Origin of the sequence: Labrys okinawensis, from assembly GCF_047345005.1 — a bacterium.
In the GTDB taxonomy this organism is placed as follows: domain Bacteria; phylum Pseudomonadota; class Alphaproteobacteria; order Rhizobiales; family Labraceae; genus Labrys; species Labrys okinawensis.
Genome location: NZ_CP178864.1, coordinates 277,336 through 301,808, shown reverse-complemented (window position 1 = coordinate 301,808; position 24,473 = coordinate 277,336). Strand labels below are relative to the sequence as shown.

Sequence of the window (24,473 nt, the reverse complement as noted above, 5' to 3'; positions counted from 1 at the left end):
CAGGAGATCACGATGACGCTCGAGCAGGCCGACATGCGCGCGGTTCGCAAACCCTGGGGAAGTCTGGATCTGCTGCCCTGGAGCGATATCCGGGATCAGCGCGGCCCGATCGGGGAATTGTGGTGCCAGCGTAGCGCGCTCATCACTGTTGAACCGGCCCTGCTTCTCAAGCTCCTGTTCACCACAGAGCCTCTATCCATCCAGGTTCATCCCGACGACGCCTTCGCGCGGTCGATCGGTCTCGACCATGGCAAGACCGAAGCCTGGTATATTCTCTCCGCTACCGCCGATGCGAGCGTAGCTCTTGGCTTGAAGCGCGAACTCGATCCGGCGCAGCTCAGAACGGCCATCGAGGACGGCTCCATCTCGGACCTGGTGCAATGGCGCGGCGTCCAGAAGCACGATGTCATCTTCGTTCCTGCGGGCACCATCCATGCGATCGGTCCAGGGATCGTGTTGGCAGAGATCCAGCAGCGAAGCGACGCGACATTCCGGCTGTTCGACTACGGGCGGCAGCGCAAGCTCGATGTGAATGATGCCGTAGCGGCCTCAAGTCGAGAAGCTCCGGTCACGCAGGCCAGGGCTGCACGGCTCTCGGATGTCAGGATACTGCTGGTCGCCAATCCCTATTTCATCCTCGAACGCATCGATCTTGCTGCGAATTCCAATTGGGAGCTCAAGGCAGAACACGAAACCTGGCTTCTTGTGCTGGACGGCCACGCAGAAGTCGGTCGGATGAAGGCGGGCATCGGCAAGGCCTTCTTCATGGATGCCGAAGAAGTTCCCATCACGGTTGGAGCGCAGGGCCTCAGCGGCCTCCTGGCCTATCCCGGCCCCAAGCCCGCGGCCGACGTGCTTACCCTGCTCGATCACCTGCCGCCGGACGCGTCCAGCCCCGATTTCCCCCGCCCTTCGATCCTTTCTCGATCGACCTTGAACACGATGGAAGTGCGCATATGAGTTCGTTGAATCGTTTGGCCTTTATAGGCAATTCCCTACCCCGCCGCTGCGGGATCGCAACCTTCACGACCGATCTCCAGCAGGCGGTGGCGGCATCGCGAGCCGATCTGGACACGTCGATCGTCGTCATGACCGATCATGGCCACCATTATGCCTATCCCTCCGCCGTACAGCTTCAGATCCACGACGATAGGCTGGAGGATTATATCGAGGCGGCTGATTTCCTGAATACGGGGCATGTCGACGCCGTCTCACTTCAGCATGAGTTCGGCATCTTCGGTGGCGAGGCGGGCAGCCATATCATGACGCTGCTCTCGCGCCTGACCATGCCGATCATCACCACGCTTCATACGATCCTGGCCGAGCCTACTCCCGAGCAGCGAAGTGTTCTTGTCAGGGTGGTCGATGCTTCGTCGAAGGTCATCGTCATGGCGGAGAAAGGGCGCGAACTCCTGCGCACGATCTATGAGGTGGCGGACGAAAAGATCGAGGTCATTCCGCACGGCATTCCCGATTTTGCCTTTGTCAAACCGGATCGGGCCAAGGCCAAGCTCGGCTTCAAGGACAAGTCCGTCATCCTGACCTTCGGCCTGCTCTCGCCCAACAAGGGCATCGAAACCATGATCGATGCCATGCCTTCCATCCTGCAGAGCCAGCCGGACGCCATCTATGTCGTGCTCGGTGCAACGCATCCCAATCTCGTCCTTGAGCAGGGCGAAGCCTATCGCGAGAGCCTGATGGAGCGGGTTCGCAATCTCGGGATCGAGGATCGCGTCGTGTTCCTCGACCAGTTCGTCGACAAGCCGACCCTGCTCTCCTTCATTTCGATGTGCGATGTCTACGTCACGCCCTATCTCAAGGAGGCGCAGATGACATCCGGCACGCTGGCCTACAGCTTCGGGCTCGGCAAGGCCGTGGTCTCCACGCCGTATTGGCATGCCCAGGAACTTCTGGCCGACGGTCGCGGCATCCTGGTTCCCTTCAACGATACCCGCGCCATCGGAAGCGCGGTGGGAGGACTGCTCAGCAACGATACCCGTCGCCAGGCCATGCGGGAGCGGGCCTATGCCACAAGCCGGTCGATGACGTGGGAGCGCACGGCCGAGCGCTATCTCGCCGTCTTCGAGAAGGCCATACGCAACAGCCACATCAAGGCGGCCCATAAGGAGCGCAGGCAGATCGATCATCGTCTTTTCGCGCGCGATACCGCTGCTTCGCCCCCGATGGAACTCAGTCATTTCCTCTCGATGTGCGACGACACCGGGCTCTTCCAGCATGCGGTTCTCTGCGTGCCGGATCGGGACCATGGCTACTGCGTCGACGACAACGCCCGAGCGCTCCTCCTGGCCTGCGCGCTGAACAGCCCGGGTGAACTGCGGCTTTCCGAAATTCAGACGACGCGCCTGGCTGCCTTCGTCCAGCATGCCTGGAATTCGGATACGAAGCGCTTCCGCAACTTCATGAGTTTCGATCGTCGCTGGCTCGAGGATACCGGCTCGGAAGACAGCCACGGACGAACGCTCTGGGCTCTCGGCAAGACAGCGAGCAGCGATGCCAACGGATCGCGCCGGCGTTGGGCGGCTTTTCTGTTCGAGCAGGCGCTGGAGGCGGTCGAGCACTTCACGTCACCCCGTGCCTGGGCGTTCACACTGCTTGGCCTCGACGATTATTGCGCCGTGGCGAGACACGATGTCCGGGCCCTGCGTCTACGAACGCTCCTTGCCGACCGATTGATCTCGCTGCTCCACTCGGTCGAGACAGCGGACTGGATCTGGTTCGAGGAAGGGCTTTCCTATGACAATGCCCGGCTGTCGCAAGCCTTGATCGTGACCGGAAGCACGGTGGGAAATCCCATCTATGTCGAAGCGGGCCTGCGTTCCCTCCGCTGGCTGACACAATTGCAGACAAGTCCGAGCGGTTTCTTCAGGCCTGTGGGCACCAGGGGCTTCGGCGAGAAGCGCAAGCCTCCGCATGCCTTCGACCAGCAGCCGGTAGAGGCGACAGCCATGATTTCCGCCTGCTTGTCCGCCTGGCGCGCAACCAATGACGTGATCTGGCAGGGCGATGCGACCCGGATCTTTGCCTGGTTCCTGGGCAGCAATGATCTATCGGTGCCGCTGGTCGACCCTCGGACGGGAAGCTGCAGCGACGGGCTGCATCCTGATCGGGCCAACGAAAACAAGGGAGGCGAATCCGTTCTGTCCTATCTGATCAGCCTGGCGGAAATTCGCCAGCTGGCGCGCGAAAATGCCGAGACGGTGCGGCTCAAGCCGATCCGCGCCCTCCATGCCTGAGAGTGCTCTCGGTTCGTTCTGTTGTCGGCGCTTGTCCAGAAAAGTTGGAATAGATTGATGGATCCTATCTTGCACCCGCCCAGGCAAATGGAGGACGTGGTGTCCCAGAGCCCAGCCTTCAATCGGCAGAACGTCTATCTTCGCCCCAATCCGGCGAGAGTCATCGTGCGCCCCTTCAGGCCCGCGACCGAGCCGCGCGATCTCAGCCCGGTCGACAAGACGAGAGCCAACCACATTGTCGACCGTGTCCTGGCGCTCAGTCCCGAGGAAGCGACATTGGAACTCACCGAAGTTCTGGGCAATTTCCAATCCCGGCACCGCAATCTCCTGACCTTGCTCGAGAGGCGGGCCGAGGAAATGGAGGACGCATTCGCGTCGCACACCGTTTTCACCCGTGCCCAGCGCCTGCTCGTGGGGGCCTACTTCCTGAACGAATATTCGTTCGAGGCATCAGCCCTGTTCAATCCAAGCATCATCGTCGATCCCGATCAGTCGGGCGCGCCCGAGGGAGGATACCGCGTCGTCCTCAGCTTGCGCGCTGTCGGGGAGGGACATATTTCCTCTCTCACCTTTCGATCCGGCCTCATCGCGGCCGATGGCTCGGTCAGCATGGCGCCCGCCTCGCGCCTCGCCTCGCTTCCAAGAGTGGAAAGCAGAGAAGCGGTCGAGGGGGGCGAAGCGGTCGAGGTTGGTTTCGACCCCGCCGAGGAACTGAGCGAGCGCGTGATCTTTCCCCTTACGCTCAGCCAGTCCAATGGCATCGAGGACGCCCGCTTCGTTGCATTCGAGGATGAGGGCCGCAGGACCAATTACGCCACCTACACAGCCTATAATGGCATGGCCATACGTTCGGAGTTGATCGAGACCACGGATTTCGTCTCATTTCGGATGATGCCACTGCGAGGATCGGCGGCCCGAAACAAGGGCATGGCCCTGTTTCCGCGCAAGATTGCCGGCCGCTATGCCATGATTGCCCGGCAGGACAACGAGAATCTCTATCTGATCTATTCCGACGATCTTTATGCATGGGATGGCGGCACGGCTATTGTGAAACCGCGCTTCCCCTGGGAATTCGTTCAGATCGGCAACTGCGGCTCGCCCATCGAACTTGACGAGGGCTGGCTTCTGCTGACCCACGGCGTAGGCCCAGTCCGGAAGTATTCCATCGGAGCGGTTCTGTTGGACAAGCAGGATCCCTCGAAGGTTCTGGCACGGTCAAGCCAACCTCTGATAAAGCCCGAGCCTTCCGAGCGTGAGGGGTATGTTCCGAACGTCGTCTATACCTGCGGCGCGATGCGGCATGGCAGCCGGATTGTTCTGCCCTATGCCGTATCCGATACTTTCTGCCATGTCTCGACGATAGAGATCGCCGATCTGCTGTCGAGTTTGACGCCTTGAAAACCCGCATCCTTTCATCTGGTTGCCAGTGAGCTACATCCGGCCGATGGCACGATCCGTTCGGACGCATCGGCCGCGGGCGCACTTCTGGTACCATGCAGAGAATCTCAGGATGAGCGGCAAACATGCGACGATCGTCGTCATGTGCACATCGTCAGCCTGGCGTCCCAGCAATCTATGCCCAAAGCAAAATGCGTTCCGGCGGGAGAGGATCACCAGGCTAACGCACCGAAATCAAACGAAGTTTGCGAATCTCGGTGATACCATTCGAAGTTAAATCGCCCAAATGTTCACACGATGCATAATTTAGCTTGCATCCGGGCAGCGATCGACCGCCTATCTATACGTCCAAATGATTTTCTGCAGGTCTGCGCTTTTGCAGGTCACTTTCTTGACGCGAAAGGTTCTACCTATGCCAACTGGCACTGTAAAATGGTTCAACTCCCAAAAGGGCTTTGGCTTCATCTCACCCGAGGGCGGTGGTCCGGATGCCTTCGTTCACGTAAGCGCCGTAGAGCGCGCAGGCCTGTACGAGTTGCGGGAAGGTCAGAAGATCAGCTTCGAACTGGTGGCCGATAAGCGCAGTGGAAAAATGTCTGCTGATCGCCTGAAAGCCTTGGAGTAGCGGCCCCCGGGACGGCAGCGTCCGTCGGACTTCGAACTCTATCCAGCGTTCTCATGGATTTGCACTTGTCGCAAACTGGATTTTCGGACCGGGCATCGGCAAAGGAGAGAGACCCATCAGGTTGCCCGGGACCATCGCATGCGCATGCACAGTCTCTTGCGGCGTCATCACGTCGGGATGCGCATCGACCCGGAGAACCGCCAGGTCACCTTCGTAGCGCTCGTTGAGATAGGCGAAAGGGGCAAGGTCCGCGAGGCAGTCGCCTCCCAGAACGACCACCTTGTCCGGCGCTTCCCTTCTGAGGATTTGTTCTGTGCGGTCGAGTTGCTGCAGCACGACGCTGCGGGTGATGATGCCGTCTTCCAGCATGAGCTTGGGGCCGTCGGACTCAGCGACGTCGACCGTCGCCACCGGGTCGTTCGCTGCCGGTGCCAGCCATGCCAGCAATTGCGCACCGAGGTGATAGGCTTCAAGGTTTCCGCCCTGCCATTGTTGTATGTGGAGGCGTAGTGTCTTTTCGCTCAAATCTTCCTCCTCCTGAGCCTAAAATGAACGGCGGCCTCAATAAGTTATGACAGCACTTCGAAGGATGCCCGCTGCCCTCGCGAACTAAATCGCTGCTATGGATCGAATGTAGCCCGCCGTCCAATCGGTCAAAGCCACAGTGCAACGCTACTATCCTCTTGCCGCCGCGCCCGTATCGTCTACTATCCTACCGTTACAAGTTTCCTCCCAATGCCTATCGATACGGTTCGCCGCCGAATGCTACCGAGGACTGGTTCCATGCGCCCACATTTGCAGAGTTTCGTAACAGCGGTACGAGGGAAGGGCGCCGGTGGCGCGCTGCTCTGTGCCATCGCCCTGGCGGGATGCAGTACTTCAACGCCCGTGGCCACGCCGCAATTTTCCATCACCTCGGACCAACTCGTCGGCAAATGGGGCCTGGCCTCCTACCGCGCTGAGCAGGATCGGGTCCGGACCCAGGCGCAAGCGAAGGCGGCCTGCTCCAATCCCTATGTGATCGGCAAGGGTGCGAATGGCGGCGTGATGATGCATCTCGCCGATCAGGCGACGCCGCAGGAACTCTTCGTGAAGACGGCCAGTGACGGCGCCGTCTATATCGGCCCGCAGGGACCGGCCGGCGATCCGCACGACCGGCGGGTCCTGTCCTATGACCCCACGAGCTTCACCGCCCTGTGGGTCGATCCGGACGCTGCCAAACGCTATGGCACGCTGCTCTATGTCCGTTGCGGGGCGGCAAAATCATGACGTGGACAGGCAGATACATGGCGCTCGCCCTGGGCGCCGTTCTCATCGTGGGTCCGGCGGCCCTTGCCCAGCAGCAGGCGCTGGACCCCAAATATGACATGGAACGGCCCGGCTTCGTCCCGGATCCGACTGAAGAGCAGCTCCTGCCGGAATACCGGCCGCAGCCCGTCTATTTCCGCTCGAACGAACCGCCCGGAACGATCATCGTCGAGACGGAAGATCGCTTCCTCTATCTTGTCCAGGACAACAAGACGGCGATACGCTACGGCATCGGCGTCGGGCGCGAAGGCTTCCAGTGGTCGGGTCTCCTGAAGATCAGCCGCAAGCAGGAATGGCCTGACTGGCGGCCGCCGCCGGAGATGATCAAGCGCCAGCCCTATCTGCCCCGCTTCATGGCGGGCGGCCCGGGCAATCCGCTGGGGGCGCGGGCGCTCTATCTCGGTGGCACCGACTACCGCATCCATGGCACCAACCAGCCCGAAACGATCGGCTATGCCGTTTCGTCCGGATGCATCCGCCTGGTCAATCCCGACGTCATCAACCTCTACGACAGGGTCCCGGTGGGCACGCGCGTGGTCGTTCGGCAGGCTCCGAAGGTCTGAGCTCACTCAGGTGTGACATGCCGCCTGCCCGTTTGCGCGCCGCCGACGGCGCGCCTGGCATCTTGAAGTTGCGAGCGAGGGGAACGAAAATGAAGCGAATTTCCATTCAGGCCGCGGCCGTGATGCTCGGCCTGGCAGCGGCGACCGGTGCCGGCGCGCAGACGCTCGACGCCGTAAAGGCAAGGGGCAACCTCATCTGCGGCGTCAATGAGGGCCTGGAGGGCTTCGCGAGCAAAGATGCCTCGGGCAAGTGGTCCGGCTTCGACGTGGATTTCTGCCGCGCGGTTGCTGCCGCGGTCTTCGCCGACGCCAGCAAGGTGCAGTTCGTGCCGCTTTCGACCACCGACCGGTTCGACGCCCTGCACGGCGGCAAGGTCGACATCCTGGCCCGCAATTCGACCTGGACGCTGTCGCGGGAACTGGATTACGGCCTGAGCTTCGTGGGCACCACCTATTATGACGGCCAGGGCTTCATGGTGCCGCGGGCCAGGAACGTCAATTCGGCGCTGGAACTTACCGGCAGCAAGGTCTGCGTACAGAAGGACACGACGACCGTGCGCAACCAAGCCGACTATTTCGATGCCAATTCGATGAAATACGACGTCGTGCTGACGGACTCGACGCAGGACTCCGTCGATCGCTACAAGAAGGGCGAATGCTCGGTCGTGACCTCTGACGTCTCGCAGCTTTATGCCGCCCGCCTGGGGCTGCCCGATGCCGGCGAGCATATCATCCTGCCCGAGGTGATCTCGAAGGAGCCGCTTGGGCCGGCGGTGCGCCAGGATGATCCGAAGTGGCGCGACCTAGTCCAATGGGTGCATTTTGCCATGCTGGACGCGGAAGAACTCGGCGTGAACCAGTCTACGCTCGACCAGGCCAAGGCTTCGACCCGCCCCGCCGTCCGGCGGTTGCTCGGTGCGGATGGCGACATGGGCCAGAAGATGGGCCTTTCCAAGGATTGGGTGGTGAACGTCGTCAAGCAGGTCGGCAATTATGACGAGGTCTATGAGCGCAATCTCGGCAAGAACTCCAAGCTCGGCATTCCAAGGGGCTTGAACCAGCTCTGGAGCCTCGGCGGCATTCAATACGCCCCACCGGCCGAGTGACGATCGGACCTTCCGTGGTCATTCTCGCCTTTTGGCGATAACCTTCCGAGGCGAGGCGCACCAAACACGGAGTGTCGATCTCCAGATCGACATCCTTCTTCTCGACAAGCGCGTCGTTTCCAAGAATGTCGATCTCACTCCATCGGCTTGGCCGATGTAGCTGTGGAGATCGACACTCCATTCGCGTGGCGCTTCCGCCCATAGCCACGACTCCGCCTTTCCGCGCCCTGTCCGGGCCGGAGCATGAGGAAGATCGGGGCGACGGCGGCCGCAGATGCGGCCGCGATGCTCATATCCGTGGAGACCTGGCTGCCTGTCGATGCGGCCGCCGTCGCCCCTTCCTTCACCCATGGCCCGCGCGCCGACATCAACGCGGCAAGGCCGGGGCGTCTTTTCCATCGCCTGGGAGCCCCGCACCAGCGCGGCCTTCCGGCCCCGCCATTTGAGTAGCTCCAAGCCGCCAGATGGAAGGCATGAAGAGGACAGGAGGGCGCGGCCCCTCCCCTCCAAGCCATGCCGGCCAGACGATGTCAGCCATCAAGGCTTCCGAGCCAGGGAAGCCATCGGCCGCATGCATCGTCTCGCCCAGGGAACCGACGATGGGGATGGGAGCGCATGGAGCGATCTCTCGCCCCGCTCGCCGGCGCCGACAGCCCTGTCCTCGCTGTCACCGCCACCGCTGCCGGCAAGCCGGCAGGGATCCAACCGGGCTCCCAAGGCTCGGCCTTGCAAGCCGAGCCCGAAAGCCCTTTCCCATCGCATGGGGATCGCAAGGGCGGTTCCACGGACCGCCGATCCCACAGGTTCCTCATCAAGCCCCGTCAAGCAGGCCAAACGGACCGGATCGAGCCTCCGGCACAGCCGAAGGCGAGAATCCCCCGCCGCCCGAAGACGGCGAGCCGGCCTGCCTGATCCCCGCTCTCCCGCCCCATGCTGGCTTGCAGGCATGATGAGCAGACAGGAAAAGCGCTGCGGCTGGCGTGCCGCCGGCAAAAACCGGGATCAAAGGGGCTGGGCGGAAGCGGCGGTTCAATCGGGCCTCGGATCGAACCGCATGTGCTTCGTTCCGTACGAGAGTAGGACATAAGGGGAGATTTTTGTCAATAACTGTTCTTAATATGTTTCGAGTAACCGTTGGTATATTGGCTTGCACGCCGGCGAGTGGGTGGGCGATCAAATTTGATCAGATCTGCGATCAACTTTGTTTCGCTTTTGCTGTTCAATCCACCTCAACGAAGTCCAACGCGGGCAACGTGCCAGGCGATGGACGCCCGGCGATTTGCAGGCAGGTCCTCCGGGATTGAGATTCCGGCAAACAATTCCAGCACTGCCTTCGCCAGAAAACGGGAGCAAAAAATGAATAGCGGGATGGTTATCGTAGGTGCGGGCGAAGCTGGGGCCCGCGCGGCTTTTGCCCTTAGAGAGCAAGGCTATGACGGGCCTGTAGCGCTGATCGGCGACGAAGAACATTTGCCCTATGAACGGCCTCCATTGTCGAAAGAAGCGCTCGCCTTTGAGGGTGTACCGATTCCAAAGACTATTGCTGATGCTGCGCGGCTCAACGCCGCGGATATCAAATGTATCACCCGCACGACGGCTCGCGGCATCGATACTGCAGCAAAAGTTGTCCATCTTTCCGATGGCAAAAGCATCGGATACGACAAATTGCTCCTGGCGACGGGTGCCATGCCACGTTGCGTTGCATTTCCGGGTGAGGCCGAACATCACTGTGTAACTCTGCGCCGCTTCGAAGATATCGCGCGACTGCGCAAGCATTTCCAGCCTGGGGCGGCGATTGCGATTATTGGTGGCGGTTTCATTGGGTTGGAACTGGCGGCCAGCGCCGTCAAGCGTGGTGCCAGGGTCACGGTCATTGAAGTTCAGCAACGGATCTTAGGTCGTGGCGTCCCAGAGGAGATCGCCCGTGCCGTCGAATCGCGCCATAGGGCTGCCGGCGTGGAGTTTGCTTGCGGCACCCGGATCGCGGCAATCGAGGATCGCGATAACCAGGCCGTTGTCCGCCTGGCAAGTGGACAAAGAATTACCGCCGATCTTGTTGTGGTGGGCGTCGGGGCCGTCCCGTGCACCGCTCTCGCTGAAGCGGCGGGCCTGGAACTTTCAAACGGAGTTGCAGTCGATTCCATGCTTCGCACAAGCGATGCATCGATATTCGCGGCCGGCGACTGTTGCTCCTTCCCCCTGCCCATCTACGACAATCGACGGGTGCGGCTCGAAGCGTGGCGCAACGCGCAGGATCATGGAGCACTCGCCGCACGCAACATGCTGGGTGCGAACGAAGAAATTTCAAGCATTCCTTGGTTTTGGTCGGATCAGTATGAGCTGACTCTCCAGGTCGCCGGGCTCATTGATCAGGGGCACTCCACCATTCGCCGGGAGCTGAGCGTGGATGCCTTTTTGCAATTCCATCTGGATGAGACAGGCAGGCTCGTCGCCGCCTGCGGTATCGGCCCGGGCAATGCCGTTGCGCGCGACATCCGCATCGCAGAGATGCTTATTGCAAAGCGGGCGAGACCCAGGCTGGCAGACCTGTCGGCCTCCGATTTCAAGCTCAAGAGCCTGCTCGCCGCTTGAGGCGAAAGGGCACGTTCTCTGGCGCCCGAGGCGCAAGCGCGTCAGGCCATGGAAATCTTCCTGTCTCGCCTGAGCATTCTGGACATGACGACAGACAACCCGCGGATACGGTTCGTGACCATTAGATCCGCCAACGCCTGATCGAATTTGATCAAGTTAGTTCACGACGTCCACCACGCTCCTGGATATCATCGCAGGCGAAGAAAATGGAGGAAGCGTGATGGGCCGTCGGCCGTCCGTCTATGATTTGCAGAGCCAGAAAGGTCTGCGCAAGTGGGTCCAGTTGCACGTGGACACGCCGGCTGAAGCTGCCGCTGCTCTGGCCGCAAGCATCGCTATTCTTTCGTGCGAACCAGACCGAAATCTCGAGCCCATCCGGGCGGCAGCGCCTGGAGCGTTCCTGTCAGCTGGCATGCCCCATGGTGCCGTATCCTCGCCGCAGGAGGCCATTCGGCTGGGGTTCGAGATCCTCCGGCGTGGCGCCGATGCTGTCTATTGCTCGCATTCGCCCTCGTTCATCGAGGCGATGGCTCGGGAAGGCATTCCGGTGACCGGGCACGTCGGGCTTGTGCCAAACCGCGCGACCTGGACGAACTTCCGAGCCATTGGCAAGACGGCGGATGAAGCCGCTCGCGTGATGCGGGCGGTCAAGGATATCGAGAATGCCGGTGCTGCCTTTGTGGAGGTCGAAGTGGTGCCGGTGCGCCTTGCAGACTTCATCACCCGTAATACGCCCATGATCACGATGGGCATGGGCTGCGGTACGGCCTGCGATACGCAGTATCTCTTTTCGTCCGACGTCCTGGGCACGAACACGGGCCATTATCCGAGGCATGCCAAGAAATATGCCGACTTCGCTGCTCTTGAAGCAGAGCTTCAGGACAAGCGCGTCACGGCCTTTCGCGCCTTCGCCGGTGAAGTCGAGACCGGTGCCTACCCGGAAGCCGGTCACCAGCTGGACATGGACGACGCCGCTTTTGAGCGGTTTCTCACATTATCGAACAAGCTCTAGAAGGAGACGATCATGGACGATCTCTCATATGGCACTCGCAATAAGCGCGGTGACTGGGCTCCAAACGAGCCGGCGTCGACCGCGCCTGTTTTCGTATTTCCGCCGCGGCCGATGCAGTTTCTGAAGTGGCTGCCGCACTACTTCTTCCCCTACAACGTCCTGTACGCGTTGTCGGCGGTCGCGTGGTGGTACTATGTTTTGCCAACCCCCGAAGTCATGAAGACATTGGCTTGGGGCTGGGTCCTGAAGCTCTTCATAGCCAATGCTGTCACCGTTTTTCTGTTCTTCGGTGCTTTTGAGCTGAAGCTCTATGTTTTGCGGCGCCAGGGCAACCGCTTCAAATATAACGGCAAGTTCCCTTCCGAGCAGCGGTCGAAGGCGTTCTTTTTTGAGCGGCAGAACGTCGACAATATGATGCGGACCTTCGGTACCGGCCTGCCGATCTGGACAGCCATCGAGGTATTCGTGCTCATGGCTTTCGCAAACGGCTGGGTGCCGTGGCTGACATTCGCCCAGAACCCGGTCTACCTGTTCCTGCTCGCCCTCGTCGTGCCAATCATCCATGAGACCCACTTCTTCATTTTGCACCGGGCAATCCACTGGGGACCGCTCTACAAGTGGGTTCACTCGGTCCACCACAATTCGGTGAACCCCTCGCCCTGGTCGTCGCTTTCCATGCATCCCGTCGAGCAGTTCTTCTATCTCGGCACGATGTTCTGGCATCTCATCATCCCGTCCAACCCGATCATTGCCCTGTATCAGCTGCACGTCGCTGGTTTTGGGGCGATTCCTGGGCATGTCGGGTTTGATAAGGTTGAACTCACGAACGATACGTCGATGGATAGCCATGCCTACATCCACTACCTGCATCACAAGTACTTCGAGGTGAATTACGGCGATGGCCTGATCCCATTCGATAAATGGCTTGGAACCTTCCATGACGGCAGCAAGGACGGCGAGAAGCAAATGCAGGTCCGTTACGAGAAGAAAAAGGCCAAGCTCAATGCGAAGGCCCAATCGCAGAACGCTAAAGAAAGTGACAGGGCGGGAGCTTGACGATGGCCGACTGGATAACCGCGTGCAAACTGGCCGACATCGAGGCGGAAGGGGTTATCCGCTTCGACCACGGCGGCAAAACATACGCCATTTATCGTTCACCGACGGACGAAGTTTTCTGTACCGACGGCCTTTGCTCGCATGAGGCTGTTCACCTGGCTGACGGGCTGGTGATGGACTACGAGATTGAATGCCCCAAGCATTCCGGGGCGTTCGATTACAGAACGGGTGAGGCGCTTAGAATGCCGCCTTGCATCAATTTGCAGACTTACCAAGCAGAGACCGACGGCGTCGACGTCAAAATTCGCGTTTGAGCCCGGACTGAAGTCGCCTGTTTGTCGGCGGCTGAACATCGATCCATATTCCCAAGGGCCAGCCGCGAATATGCGACTGGCTTTCGCAGTTTAAGGACTCCCTTTCACTCATCTTTTCTCAAAGGGAACTCGGAAGGAAGAGCTATCCTAAGCTCGCCCCTCCCGCAGCGAAGATCAAATTTGATCATATCATTCGTTGAGCCATTTTGGACGACGTCTAAATTGAGCGTCGCTGCGCGGCTCCAGATGAAACAAGCTCAGCCGGCATAGCTATGGGAGGACTCGATGAAACGTTGGCTTAAAGCCGCGGTTGGCGCTTGTGCGCTCTTGATGACCACCGTCTCGGGACACGCCGCGGAACGGTTCGTATTCGTTGGACATTGGCCCGAGTCGGATTCGTTCTTCAATGTCATCCGAAATTCGGCGCAACTCGCCGCCGACCAGGTCGGCGTAAAGATTGAATTCCGCAATCCGACAGGCGGAGATCTTTCCGAAATGGGACGCCTGATTGATCAGGCGGCCGCCTCGAAGCCGGACGCGATCATCTCCACAGTCCCCGACGAAAATCTCGTCACCGACCCCTTGACCAACGCCGTCGCCTCTGGGATCCCCGTCGTTCTCGTAAATTCCGGATCTGCCGATTTCGCCAAGAAGATCGGCGCTTTGCGTTACATCGGCCAGGCGGAATATGACGCCGGCAAGGCTGCCGGCGAACAGGCGAAGGCAGCCAATGTCAAGAGCTTCCTTTGTGTCAATCATTTCTATCAGCATCCGGTCTCGCATCTGCGTTGCAAGGGCTTTGCCGATGGGCTTGGCATCGCCGTCGGTGACCAGGAAATCGATTCCGGCACCGATCCGAACGATGTCGTCAATCGGTCTGCCGCCTTCCTCAAGGCCCATCCCGACACGCAGGCCATCCTGACCCTCGGCCCGACCAGCGCCGACCCGATGATCAAGTGGGTCAAGGACCAGGGCGCGGGCGACAAGTACTTTTTCGCCACGTTCGACCTCAGCAAGGACATCGTCGCGGCGATGAAGGATGGAACCGTGAAGGTCGCTATCGACCAGCAGCCTTTCCTGCAGGGTTATGACGCTGTCGTCATTCTGGCAAATTACATCCGCTACGGGGTTATCCAGGCCAATGACATATCGTCGGGCCCCGGACTCATTACCAAGCAGAACATCGACCAGGTCCTGGCCCTCGCCGGCAAGTACCGCTGAGATCTGACCCAATGAGGCGGGAGGGCGAGCTCGCTCCCGCCTCATACATTTTCAGCGGTTATTGTGTAAAAGCGGACAGGCTCGGTGCTGACTTCGACGGTCAGAAAATTGATCTTCCTCAACACCGTATCGATCGCGCGGCGGGCTTGGGTTTCCGGGGCCTGGTCCAGGACGATATCCATGAGCCCGGACTTCAGCCAAAGTCGCGATTCATCGGTGAGTTCGTGCCCTACCCACATGATATGCGGATCCTGCTTGCGCCGCTTCAAGACCTCCGCGATACCGGCGTTGGCACCGCCCGCATTGTAGATGCCGACGATCCGGGCGTCCTCCTCGATCGCGCTTTCAACAAGCTCACCAGACCGCAGATCCTGGTCGAGCCCGAACAGAACGCGAGAGAACATACGGTCTGCGTCCGAATGCTCTGCCAGGTAATCCGAAAATCCCAGAATGCGCTGGCGATGCACCTCGTAAACGCCGCTATGGCAGACAGCCACGATCCGTCCCTTGATGCCCCTCAGCATTCTTGACATGAACATCGCCGCCATGCGGCCGGCGGCATAGTTGTCGATACCGACGAAAGCATCGTTCGAACCGTCAATCCGCGTGACGATCTGGACGATCGCAACGCCCTTGGCTCGCTCCTCGCTCAGGCGCTCCCGTACAGCTGGATGATCCGGGGCGACGATGATGAGGCCCACGCGACGAAACCCGGGCTCTGCAATTCGTCCAGCCACGCTCTTGGGGTCGTTCTCGTCGACGAAGGTCCTGTGCAACAGGATGCTCGAATCCAGGGATTCTGAAATTCTCAGAAAGGCATCATTGAGCCTTTTGAAGAACGGGGTTTCGCGCCGAACCATCAAGACTTCGATGCGAAGAACGCCACTGTACCGCTGCGGCAAAGCCCGGGTGCTCCCCAGGTGCCGCATCGCCTGGATTACCTTCTCGATCGTCGAGGCTGTGACGTTGCCGCGCGAGTTGAGGACCCGCTCGACGGTCGCGGTCCCGACACCGGCCTCCCTGGCGATATCGGCTAACGTTGCCTTTTTCATCGGCGTTTCCAAAGCCTTTCGCCGTTTGCCGGCGACGCCTGCTTTGATGAAATATGATCATAAATGTTATCGCCTGGAAAGTGCCTTCTCCCCTAGTATGGAGTCGTTCGAAACTAATTCAGTTTTGGGCGACAAAGCGCAACGAAATGCGCGTCTGCCAATTGACGCAAGGTAGCAGGAAGACATTCAATGCAGAGCGACCGCTCTGACGGCAAGTTTTCCTGACCGATTGCAGCTTACTGCGGTGCATTGCCAGCAGGACAAGACAAGGCTGCGCTTTCGACGGCTCCGGCGAACAATGCGTCGCGGAGACCAGGGAGGACAAGATGAATGACCCCAAAGGGGCGGCGGCGCCTATGCGTGACGCACGCCTTCGTTCGGTATCGCCATTTCGCAAAGCGTTGATTCGACCCGAACTCGGCGCGATCTGCGGCACAATCGCAGTGTTCGCGTTTTTCATTGTGGCCGCTCCCACGTCCGGCATGTTTTCATTGGAAGGATTCATGAACTGGGGCACGGTTTCCGCCCAGTTCATGATCATCGCCGTCGGCGCCTGCCTCCTCATGATTTCGGGAGAGTTCGATCTTTCGGTCGGTTCGATGATCGGCTTCTCTGGAATCGTCATCGCGCTGCTCTCGACCACCTTCGGCCTTCCGATGTGGGTTTCGATCCTCGTTGCCTTTGCCCTGGCTTTGATAATCGGCGCGCTGAACGGGTTTCTGATCCTGCGCACCGGGTTGCCCTCATTCATCGTGACGCTGGCGTCGCTCTTCATTCTGCGCGGCCTCACGACCTACATCCCCATCATGATCAACGGCTCGACGATCATTGGGGGCCTCAAGGCTGCCGCGGCGAATGACTGGCTGGCCCCAGTCTTCGGGGGCAAGATCCTTTCAAGCCTGTTCGTGTGGCTCGCCGAGCATGGCATCATCAGCACGTTCAAGGCCGGCCCGAAAATCGGCCAGCCTGTGGTCGACGGCATCCCCATGCTCATGGTCTGGGCGCTCGGACTTGCCGTCATTGCCCACGTCATCCTGACGCGAACCGTTTTCGGCAGCTGGATCTTTGCGGCTGGCGGCGATCCGAATGCCGCCCGCAACGTCGGCGTCCCGGTTGGTCGCGTAAAGATCTACATGTTCATGCTGACTGCGTTTTGCGCGACAGTGCTCGCCACCTGCCAGGTTCTGGAGTTCGGTTCCGCGGCGGCTGATCGCGGTCTCCTGAAGGAATTCGAAGCCATCATCGCCGCGGTGATCGGCGGGACCTTGCTGACCGGCGGATACGGCACGGTTGCCGGCGCAGCTCTCGGCGCAATCATCTTTGGCGTCGTGCAACAAGGGCTGTTCTTTGCCGGGGTCGAGAGCTCCCTTTTCAGGGTTTTCCTCGGAATCATCCTCCTGCTGGCGGTCATTCTCAACACCTATATTCGCCGCGTTATCACGGGAGAGCGCTGAGATGGCAACGCCGATCCTTGAACTCCGCAACATCGAAAAGCACTTCGGCCTTATCATCGCACTCGCCGGTGTGAGCATCGCGATCAACGAAGGGGAGGTCCACTGCCTTCTTGGCGATAACGGGGCGGGCAAATCCACCCTGATCAAGACCATGTCCGGCGTGCATCGCCCGACCAACGGACAGATCCTGCTTGATGGCAAGGAGACCGTGTTCAACGGCGCACGTGGCGCGATCGACGGCGGAATCGCAACCGTCTTCCAGGATCTGGCCATGATCCCGCTGATGTCGGTCACCCGCAATTTCTTTTTGGGGAGAGAACCCAAGAAGCGATTTGGGCCCTTCCAGTTCTACGATTTCGACAAGGCAGATCGCATCACGATGGAAGAAATGACGCGGATGGGGATCAAGCTCCGCGAGCCGAGCCAGGCCGTCGGAACGCTTTCCGGCGGCGAACGACAGTCGGTTGCCATCGCTCGGGCCGTCTATTTCGGGGCCCGCGTCCTGATCCTGGACGAACCGACTTCGGCGCTGGGCGTCCGGCAAACCGCCAACGTGCTGGCGACGATCAATCGGGTTCGCGCGAACGGCGTGGGGGTTGTCTTCATCACCCATAACGTCCGGCACGCCATGGCAATCGGCGACCGCTTCACTGTCTTGAACCATGGCAAGACGCTGGGGACTGCCCTTAGGGGAGAGGTTGGTCACGATGAGCTTCAGAACCTGATGGCGGGCGGACAGGAGCTGGTCGAACTCGAGGGTTCCCTCCGCGGCCGTGTCTGATCGGCAACTGCGCCGGGCGCCAATCCGCTGCGAAACTGCGAGCCGGGTAAGTCGTCCGGCTTCGGAGGAGCGGCCTTACGCTCTCGCCTTGATGGAAAATGGATCCAACCTGTCGCCTCTCCTGAAGCGCCAATCGTAGGCGAGGTCAGGTTGTGGTTGTCCTGGGATTTGGGAACGGGACCAATGGACCAACATCACCCAGCCAACCTGGACGACCTGACTCTGAGATACCGTGAAACCTGGCTGTCTCTGAAACCGTGGGCCAGATCTGCCATGGACTATGCCCTGAGCAATCGCCTGGACCTGGCGGCCGGCTCGGCTCAAGATTTCGCAAAGGCGTGCGGCCTGCCCGCATCGGCAATCAGCCGGCTTGTCAGAAAATTTGGATTTTCGTCCTTTGCACAGTTTAGAGCGCTCTTCAGGGAAGAGATAAGGGCTGAATTTCACCGAAGAGTCGATTCCAATTCCGCTAGGGAATTCCTGTTCACTCCCGCAATCGATAATTCGTGAAGTCGGCGTCAAGCTATATGGCCCGAGGGCAAACGTTGGGCCAAATCCTGTCATCGGCTAACATTTAGCCTTTTTATCTCCGCGCTCCGTAAGCGCCCCCACCCCTCACGCATCCAAATTCGCCGTCAGCGCGTTGTCCTGGATGAACTCGCGCCGCGGCTCCACGATGTCCCCCATCAGCTTGGTGAAGATATCCTCCGCCTCCACCACTTCCTTCACCTGCACCTTGAGCAGGGAGCGGACATTGCGGTCGAGCGTGGTTTCCCACAGCTGGTCGGGGTTCATTTCGCCCAGGCCCTTGTAGCGCTGCAGCGAAAGACCCTTGCGGGCAGCCTCCGTCATCGCCTCGAAGAGCGCGACGGGGCCGTGGACGCTGAGTTCGTCGCCACGGCGGCTGAGGGTGGCGGGGCCGCCATAGATCTCGCGCAGTGCCGCCGAGCGTTCGTCGAGCAGGCGGGCGTCGACGGTGGCGAGGAGCTGGGCGTCGAGGATGTGGGCTTCCTTCACGCCCCGGATGGTGCGCTCGAACAGGTAGCCGCCCTTGTCGACGGTGCCCGTCCAGCCCTGCTCGAACTCCTCGGCGAGCTCGTCGAGCCGCCTTGCCACCTCGTCCGCCGCCTTCTGGGCGAGGACGGGATCGGCGACCACGCCGATATTGAGGGCGCCGGCGATCGCCGCCTGCTCGACCACGGTGCGGTCGTAGCGGCTGTGCAAGGCACCGAGCAGGGTGCGGACGTTGCGGGAATCATTGATGATGGCGCGCAGGTCCTGGCCGGCGCGTTCCTCGCCGCTGGCCAGCCTGAGAACCGAGCCCTCGACGCCGGTGTCGATCAGGTAATCCTCCAGCGCCCGCTCGTCCTTGAGATATTGCTCGGACTTGCCGCGCGAGACCTTATAGAGCGGCGGCTGGGCGATATAGACATGGCCGCGATCGATGATCTCGCGCATCTGGCGGAAGAAGAAGGTCAGCAGCAGCGTGCGGATATGGCTGCCGTCGACGTCGGCGTCCGTCATGATGATGATCTTGTGGTAGCGCAGCTTGTCCGGATTGAACTCCTCCAGGCCGATGCCGGTGCCGAGCGCGGTGATCAGCGTGCCGATCTGTTCGGAAGACAGCATCTTGTCGAAGCGGGCGCGCTCGACATTGAGGATCTTGCCGCGCAGCGGCAGCACGGCCTGGTATTCGCGGGCACGGCCCTGCTTGGCCGAGCCGCCGGCCGAGTCACCCTCGACGATGAAGAGTTCCGACTTGGCCGGATCACGCTCCTGGCAGTCGGCGAGCTTGCCGGGCAGGGAGGCGACGTCGAGCACGCCCTTGCGGCGGGTGAGTTCGCGCGCGCGGCGGGCCGCCTCGCGGGCGGCGGCGGCTTCCGCCACCTTGCCGACGATGACCTTGGCCTCGGCCGGATGCTCCTCGAACCAGGTCGACAGCGCCTCGTTCATGGCGCTTTCCACCACCGGGCGCACCTCGGAGGAGACCAGCTTGTCCTTGGTCTGCGAGGAGAATTTCGGGTCGGGCACCTTGACCGAGAGCACGCAGGTCAGGCCCTCGCGGCAATCGTCGCCCGTCATCTCGACCTTCTCCTTCTTGGAGATGCCGGAGGAGAGGGCATAGCCGGTGACCTGGCGCGTCAGCGCCCCGCGCAGGCCTGCCAGATGGGTGCCGCCGTCACGCTGGGGGATGTTGTTGGTGAAGCAGAGCACCGTCTCGTGATAGCTGTCGTTCCACCACAAGGCCGCTTCCACGCCGATGCCGTCGCGGTCGACCTTCACATAGATCGGCGTCGGCACCAGGGCATTCTTCGAGCGATCGAGATAACGCACGAAGGCGTCGAGGCCGCCCTCATACATCAGCTCCTCGCTGGTCGAGCCGCCATGGCGCAGATCGGTCAGCACGATGCGCACGCCGGAATTGAGGAAGGCGAGTTCGCGCAGGCGGCGCTCCAGCGTGGCATAGTCGAACTCGACCTTGGTGAAGGTGTCGGTCGAGGGCAGGAAGGTCACCTCGGTGCCACGCTTGCCATCGGCCGGGCCGACGATCTTCAGCGGCGCATCCGCGTCGCCATGGCTGAAGGTCATCATGTGCTCCTTGCCGTCGCGCCAGATGCGCAGCGTCAGCTTGGAGGAGAGCGCGTTCACCACGGAAACACCGACGCCGTGCAGGCCGCCCGAGACCTTGTAGGAGTTCTGGTCGAACTTGCCGCCGGCATGAAGCTGCGTCATGATCACTTGGGCCGCCGACACGCCTTCCTCGGCATGGATGTCGGTGGGAATGCCGCGGCCATTGTCCGTGACCGTGACCGAGCCGTCGGAGTTCAAGGTCACCGTGACGATATCGGCATGGCCGGCCAGCGCCTCGTCGATGGCGTTGTCGACCACCTCATAGACCATGTGGTGCAGGCCCGAGCCGTCATCCGTATCGCCGATATACATGCCGGGCCGCTTGCGCACGGCATCCAGGCCCTTGAGGACCTTGATGGAATCGGCGCCATAGGCATTTTCGGGAGCTTCGGAGAAGGCGGGATCGGACATACAGAGACTCTTTTTGTGATTCGATAGGGAATATAGGCATTCCCTCGGTAAATTTCATTCCCCAAGCGGCACATTTTTGTTGTTTTTCAGAGGTTTATAGAGGGCCTCCAGGGGAGCATGGCAAGGGTAGAAGCCAATATTCGACGCAAGTTTATCAAGAGGACTTTCTTGCTGGGAGCGTCTCATTTCATGGCGCGACTTGCCGATGCTTGGCACTGAGCTTGATGTGTACGATCGCTTTGAGATTTAGGCGATGTTGTAGGGCCAAGGCGCATTTAGAGACAAGGCGCGAGCCTGAAACAGGCTCCTGGAGGAGCGGCTTTATAGCGCCGGGCGCAGGGGCTTTCCAGCCGGCTCTTGTTTGCCGATGAGGGCGCGCGACCCGATGGGAAGAAGCCGGCTGGAAAGCCGGCGGTCCCAGGTACACCGCGTAACGCGGCGAAGGGGCGGTCGCGTCAAAGACAGACATGGCGCGGGCCGAGGCCGGATAAAGCTCCCATAAAACAAACCGCATCCACCCGGCAGGAGAAGCCCGCATCATGGCGAATGCTGAGATCTTGAAGGCACAGCGCGCACAGGCCCTCGAACTGACGCGCTCCGGGCCGCCGGCGCGCACCTCCAATTCCTTCTTCGGCGTCGGGCCGATTACCGACGGAACGCTCGACGAGGCCGATGCGCGCCTTCTGCGCTTCGAGTTCGACAACTGGCTGGAGAAGAACTACCGCAAGCTCGACGACCGCGGCGCGGATCTCGGTCCCTTCACCACCGCCGAGGTCGGGCGGAGCATGCATCGCGGCTATCCGGCCGACAAGTTCCTCACCGACATGATGCGGGAGATCCATCGCTATTTCGAGTTCCCCAAGGCTAACAAGATGGCGGTGGGCCTCGGCGGCGGCCACAGCGGCTTCACGGTCTGCGCCCTTCATCTCGTCACCGCCAACGACCCTGCCCAGCATGTCTATGTCGACACGCTCCGGCCCGAGTCCGAGGCCGCCAAGGCCGGCGGTTTCTTCCGCCAGTCCTGGGGTGCGCAGCTCATCGAGATGCACCGCTATGCCCATCAGGGCGACGAGAGCCGCATCCATTTCGCCGAGGAGGAAGGCGCCATTCCCAGCGCCGATGCTCTCGAGAAGATGGGCGTCAAGCTCCTCATCGGCGTCGGCCACGAAACCACCGGCGCCACCACCTACACGGCTGGGGACATCGCCAATCTCCTCGAATGGCTCGACCGCAATCCCGCCGAGCATCATGCCGTGCTCGACGCCACCTCCATGCTCGGCGCCATGCCGTGGGGGGCGGAGGCGGTGGACAGCCTCATCGCCAAATGCTGCATGTTCATGCCGTTCCAGAAGGCGATCGGCGGCATTTCCGGCTATTTTGTCGTGTCCTTCACGCCGCAGGCGCTCGACCTCGTGGAGAAGAACCAGAAGTCGCCGTCCTGGGCGATCCCGCGCCAGCTCAAGATCGTGGCGCCTGTCGATCCCAAGCGTCCTCTCACCGGCGAGCGCACGGTCAATGTCGGCCCGATCTACGATCCCGCGCAGGACAAGATGCTGGGCGGGGTGATCAACACCTATTCCACCCTCGCCTTCGCCGAGACGACCTTCGGCCTGCTTCGCTCGGAAAAGCGCCTCGGCTCGGTGTCGGATCTCTACCAGCGCTCGGTGCGCAACCGCGCCGCCGTGAACGACTGGGTGGCGAAGCATCCCCTGTTCGAGCTCGGGGTTGTTGATCCTGAACGGCGTGGTGCGGCGGTGACGCTGCTGCGCATCAAGGATGCCGATATCACGGATCCCGCGATCCACGCCCGGATCATCGCCCGCTCCAAGCAGGTGCTGGCCTATGAGGGCGTCACCCATCCCAATGGCGAACATGAGCGCGGCCTCGACGTCGCCCGCTATGTCAACGCCTTCCCGGGCACGCCGGGCGATTATCGCGCCTGGATCGGCGGCATCCGGCCGTTGGAAGATATCGACGCCCTGCTCGACAATCTCCAATACGCGTATCTGCGCGCCAAGATCGTGGTGCTGGAAGAGGAACTCGCCAAGCTCGGCGAGACCTTCCCGCTTGGCGTTGGCGCCGGCCAGGAACGGGTGCGGCGCGATGATCCCGACCGTGCCTACAAGGTGCTGGTCGCCGATCTCGTCGGCATGCGCTTCAACGGCGACGGCGAGCCTGATCATGAGGAGGTGCGCCGCCATGTCGAAGCCAAGGGCGGCATCTTCCATCTCGGACCGATCGAGGACGAGGCAGCGCTGGAGAATGGCCGCATCCACTTCTTCTACCAGCCCGATCTCTCGACCGAGGCGGAGATCCTGCCGCAGACCGACAAGGGCCAGTACGACGCGGTGATCGCCGCGGCGACCTTCCTGCCGAAGAACTCGGTGTTCCCTCTCGGCGGCGTGCGCATCGGCGCCGGCACCGGCAATATGGGCTCGGCCTCCTGGGGTGGCGGCAGCGGCGTCGGGGGCGAGGCGCCCCTGATGAACACGCCGAGCTTCAACAGCCGGGCGACGGCGCAGATGGCCTTCAAGGCCCTGCTCAAGGTGGCGCCCGACCTCAAGGTCGACGAACTGCATCGCCGCGTCGTCGCCGGCGAGTTCGACACCGGCAAGCACCTGCGCGACTTTCCCACCGAGAAGCTCGAGGGGCGCCGCATCGCCGTGATCGGCTACGGCAATATCGGCCGCGAGCTCGCCAAGCTCGCCAGCGCCTTCGGCATGAAGGTCGCCATCCATGCCCGCGAGCACCATAGGGACTGGATCGAGTCGGAAGGCTTCGAATATGCCGCTACCGCCGAGCAGGCTGCCGAGGGCGCTCACATCCTGACCGTGCATACCGGCCTCGGCCCGGTCGACGCCGGGAGCGGGCGCTTTGCCAACCAGTCGCTTGTTGACACCGACATCCTGAACCGCCTGGCCGATGGCGCGGTGCTGATCAACTACGACCGCGGCGAGGTCGTCGATGCCGATGCCCTCGATGCCGCGCTCACCACAGGCAGGGTCTCCTACGCCTGCATCGATGCCGATCTCTTCCGCAACGCAGCCGACGGCACGCTGTCCGGCCCGATGGTGCCCTATCGCGCGCTCGAAAGCCGCCATCCCGGCAAGCTCGAGCTGCTGCCACACGCCGCCGCCGATACCGACCATCCCTCGCGCGTCGAGGGCGCCATGCAGGCGGTCGACCAGATCTTCGACGTCATCCACTACGGCGTCGTCACCAATCTGAAGGGCGACCTGCCGGCCGGCTACGTCAATGCCGGCGCGCGCACCGTCAACGGCATCGGTGCGGTAACGGGCGGCACGCTGGCCCGCGCGGTGGCGGATGAAGCCTCCCTGCGCCAGGCGCGGGAAGCGGCGGAAGCACTCGCCGCCATCTGGGGCGCGCTGTCCTCGACCACCGATCCCGACCGCCGCGCCACACTGATGCAACGCCACGGCGCGGCGCTGGTGCGCCACACCAACCGCTATGCCGCGCTGACCGAGAGGCTGGGACTGCGCGGGCCTTATGCGGGGTGACTGGGGGCGCGGACATCCTGTCCGCCTCTTTGATACGAGACATGGATGAAGATGGGCGCGACCGAAAGGTCAGCGCCCTTTTCTTTGAGATTGTGGTTCAAGGGCGAGCCAAGCGCCTGCGCATCAATAAATAACAATATTTGTGAAATTTTGAGATTGCTCTACAATCCGACTGAG

General features: G+C 61.2%; 21 protein-coding genes. 17 read left to right on the top strand and 4 right to left on the bottom strand.

Annotation, left to right across the window (positions count from 1 at the left end):
• Positions 1 to 12: 12 nt before the first annotated feature.
• The 4 genes from ACMDCR_RS01490 (at position 13) to ACMDCR_RS01475 (ending at position 5,277) form a co-directional block, all read left to right on the top strand.
• Positions 13 to 960, top strand: a complete 948-nt coding sequence (locus tag ACMDCR_RS01490; protein ID WP_413990815.1) for a class I mannose-6-phosphate isomerase — start codon at positions 13 to 15, stop codon at positions 958 to 960.
• Positions 957 to 3,254, top strand: coding sequence for a glycosyltransferase family 4 protein (locus ACMDCR_RS01485; protein ID WP_413990814.1), 2,298 nt, complete (start codon positions 957 to 959; stop codon positions 3,252 to 3,254). The genes ACMDCR_RS01490 and ACMDCR_RS01485 overlap by 4 nt, the downstream gene beginning before the upstream one ends.
• A 57-nt stretch (positions 3,255 to 3,311) precedes the next feature.
• Positions 3,312 to 4,652 carry a glycoside hydrolase family 130 protein gene (locus ACMDCR_RS01480; RefSeq protein ID WP_413990813.1) on the top strand — a complete coding sequence of 447 codons (1,341 nt, stop codon included), beginning with the start codon at positions 3,312 to 3,314 and terminating at the stop codon, positions 4,650 to 4,652.
• A 412-nt stretch (positions 4,653 to 5,064) separates the two neighbouring features.
• A complete protein-coding gene (locus tag ACMDCR_RS01475; protein ID WP_413990812.1) occupies positions 5,065 to 5,277 on the top strand; it encodes a cold-shock protein in 213 nt (70 codons plus the stop codon).
• 51 nt (positions 5,278 to 5,328) lie between these two features.
• Here the strand turns inward: ACMDCR_RS01475 and ACMDCR_RS01470 are convergent, their stop codons facing one another.
• Positions 5,329 to 5,802: an arginase family protein gene (locus ACMDCR_RS01470; RefSeq protein ID WP_413990811.1), complete on the bottom strand. Its 474-nt coding sequence runs from the start codon at positions 5,800 to 5,802 to the stop codon at positions 5,329 to 5,331.
• A 258-nt stretch (positions 5,803 to 6,060) separates the two neighbouring features.
• Between ACMDCR_RS01470 and ACMDCR_RS01465 the strand changes: the two genes are divergently transcribed.
• From ACMDCR_RS01465 to ACMDCR_RS01425, 9 genes are all read left to right on the top strand, one after another.
• Positions 6,061 to 6,546 carry a hypothetical protein gene (locus ACMDCR_RS01465; protein ID WP_413990810.1) on the top strand — a complete coding sequence of 162 codons (486 nt, stop codon included), beginning with the start codon at positions 6,061 to 6,063 and terminating at the stop codon, positions 6,544 to 6,546.
• The gene (locus ACMDCR_RS01460) at positions 6,543 to 7,148 is read left to right on the top strand and encodes a L,D-transpeptidase (RefSeq protein WP_413990809.1); all 606 of its coding nucleotides are present in this window, start codon (positions 6,543 to 6,545) and stop codon (positions 7,146 to 7,148) included. Before ACMDCR_RS01465 ends, ACMDCR_RS01460 begins: the two co-directional genes overlap by 4 nt.
• 89 nt (positions 7,149 to 7,237) lie before the next feature.
• A complete protein-coding gene (locus tag ACMDCR_RS01455; RefSeq protein ID WP_413990808.1) occupies positions 7,238 to 8,254 on the top strand; it encodes an amino acid ABC transporter substrate-binding protein in 1,017 nt (338 codons plus the stop codon).
• A 243-nt stretch (positions 8,255 to 8,497) separates the two neighbouring features.
• Positions 8,498 to 8,704 carry a hypothetical protein gene (locus ACMDCR_RS01450; RefSeq protein ID WP_413990807.1) on the top strand — a complete coding sequence of 69 codons (207 nt, stop codon included), beginning with the start codon at positions 8,498 to 8,500 and terminating at the stop codon, positions 8,702 to 8,704.
• 918 nt (positions 8,705 to 9,622) lie between these two features.
• Positions 9,623 to 10,846, top strand: a complete 1,224-nt coding sequence (locus ACMDCR_RS01445) for an NAD(P)/FAD-dependent oxidoreductase (protein ID WP_413993801.1) — start codon at positions 9,623 to 9,625, stop codon at positions 10,844 to 10,846.
• A 220-nt stretch (positions 10,847 to 11,066) separates the two neighbouring features.
• Positions 11,067 to 11,858, top strand: coding sequence for a 3-methyl-2-oxobutanoate hydroxymethyltransferase (locus tag ACMDCR_RS01440; RefSeq protein WP_413990806.1), 792 nt, complete (start codon positions 11,067 to 11,069; stop codon positions 11,856 to 11,858).
• 12 nt (positions 11,859 to 11,870) lie between these two features.
• The gene (locus ACMDCR_RS01435) at positions 11,871 to 12,914 is read left to right on the top strand and encodes a sterol desaturase family protein (RefSeq protein WP_413990805.1); all 1,044 of its coding nucleotides are present in this window, start codon (positions 11,871 to 11,873) and stop codon (positions 12,912 to 12,914) included.
• Positions 12,915 to 12,916: 2 nt separating this feature from the next.
• Entirely contained in the window at positions 12,917 to 13,228 is a 312-nt protein-coding gene (locus tag ACMDCR_RS01430; protein WP_413990804.1) for a non-heme iron oxygenase ferredoxin subunit, read from the top strand.
• A 285-nt stretch (positions 13,229 to 13,513) separates the two neighbouring features.
• Positions 13,514 to 14,449, top strand: coding sequence for a sugar ABC transporter substrate-binding protein (locus ACMDCR_RS01425; RefSeq protein ID WP_413990803.1), 936 nt, complete (start codon positions 13,514 to 13,516; stop codon positions 14,447 to 14,449).
• Between the two features lie 41 nt (positions 14,450 to 14,490).
• On the opposite strand, the gene ACMDCR_RS01420 is transcribed toward ACMDCR_RS01425, so the two are convergent.
• Positions 14,491 to 15,501 (bottom strand): LacI family DNA-binding transcriptional regulator, encoded by a 1,011-nt coding sequence (locus ACMDCR_RS01420; RefSeq protein WP_413990802.1) that lies wholly within the window; start codon positions 15,499 to 15,501, stop codon positions 14,491 to 14,493.
• Between the two features lie 118 nt (positions 15,502 to 15,619).
• Positions 15,620 to 16,036 carry a hypothetical protein gene (locus ACMDCR_RS01415; RefSeq protein ID WP_413990801.1) on the bottom strand — a complete coding sequence of 139 codons (417 nt, stop codon included), beginning with the start codon at positions 16,034 to 16,036 and terminating at the stop codon, positions 15,620 to 15,622.
• Here ACMDCR_RS01415 and ACMDCR_RS01410 point away from each other — a divergent pair.
• The 3 genes from ACMDCR_RS01410 (at position 16,005) to ACMDCR_RS01400 (ending at position 18,246) form a co-directional block, all read left to right on the top strand.
• On the top strand, positions 16,005 to 16,955 hold the full coding sequence (locus ACMDCR_RS01410; protein WP_413990800.1) for an ABC transporter permease: 951 nt from the start codon (positions 16,005 to 16,007) through the stop codon (positions 16,953 to 16,955). The genes ACMDCR_RS01415 and ACMDCR_RS01410 overlap by 32 nt on opposite strands.
• A gap of 1 nt (position 16,956) precedes the next feature.
• Complete coding sequence (locus tag ACMDCR_RS01405) at positions 16,957 to 17,736, top strand: ATP-binding cassette domain-containing protein (protein WP_413990799.1); 780 nt, start codon at positions 16,957 to 16,959, stop codon at positions 17,734 to 17,736.
• Between the two features lie 273 nt (positions 17,737 to 18,009).
• Positions 18,010 to 18,246 carry a hypothetical protein gene (locus ACMDCR_RS01400; RefSeq protein WP_413990798.1) on the top strand — a complete coding sequence of 79 codons (237 nt, stop codon included), beginning with the start codon at positions 18,010 to 18,012 and terminating at the stop codon, positions 18,244 to 18,246.
• Positions 18,247 to 18,351: 105 nt separating this feature from the next.
• Here the strand turns inward: ACMDCR_RS01400 and gyrB are convergent, their stop codons facing one another.
• Positions 18,352 to 20,778 (bottom strand): DNA topoisomerase (ATP-hydrolyzing) subunit B, encoded by a 2,427-nt coding sequence (gene gyrB, locus ACMDCR_RS01395; RefSeq protein ID WP_413990797.1) that lies wholly within the window; start codon positions 20,776 to 20,778, stop codon positions 18,352 to 18,354.
• Positions 20,779 to 21,317: 539 nt separating this feature from the next.
• Here gyrB and ACMDCR_RS01390 point away from each other — a divergent pair.
• Entirely contained in the window at positions 21,318 to 24,296 is a 2,979-nt protein-coding gene (locus tag ACMDCR_RS01390; protein WP_413990796.1) for an NAD(P)-dependent oxidoreductase, read from the top strand.
• The last annotated feature ends 177 nt before the right edge of the window (positions 24,297 to 24,473 follow it).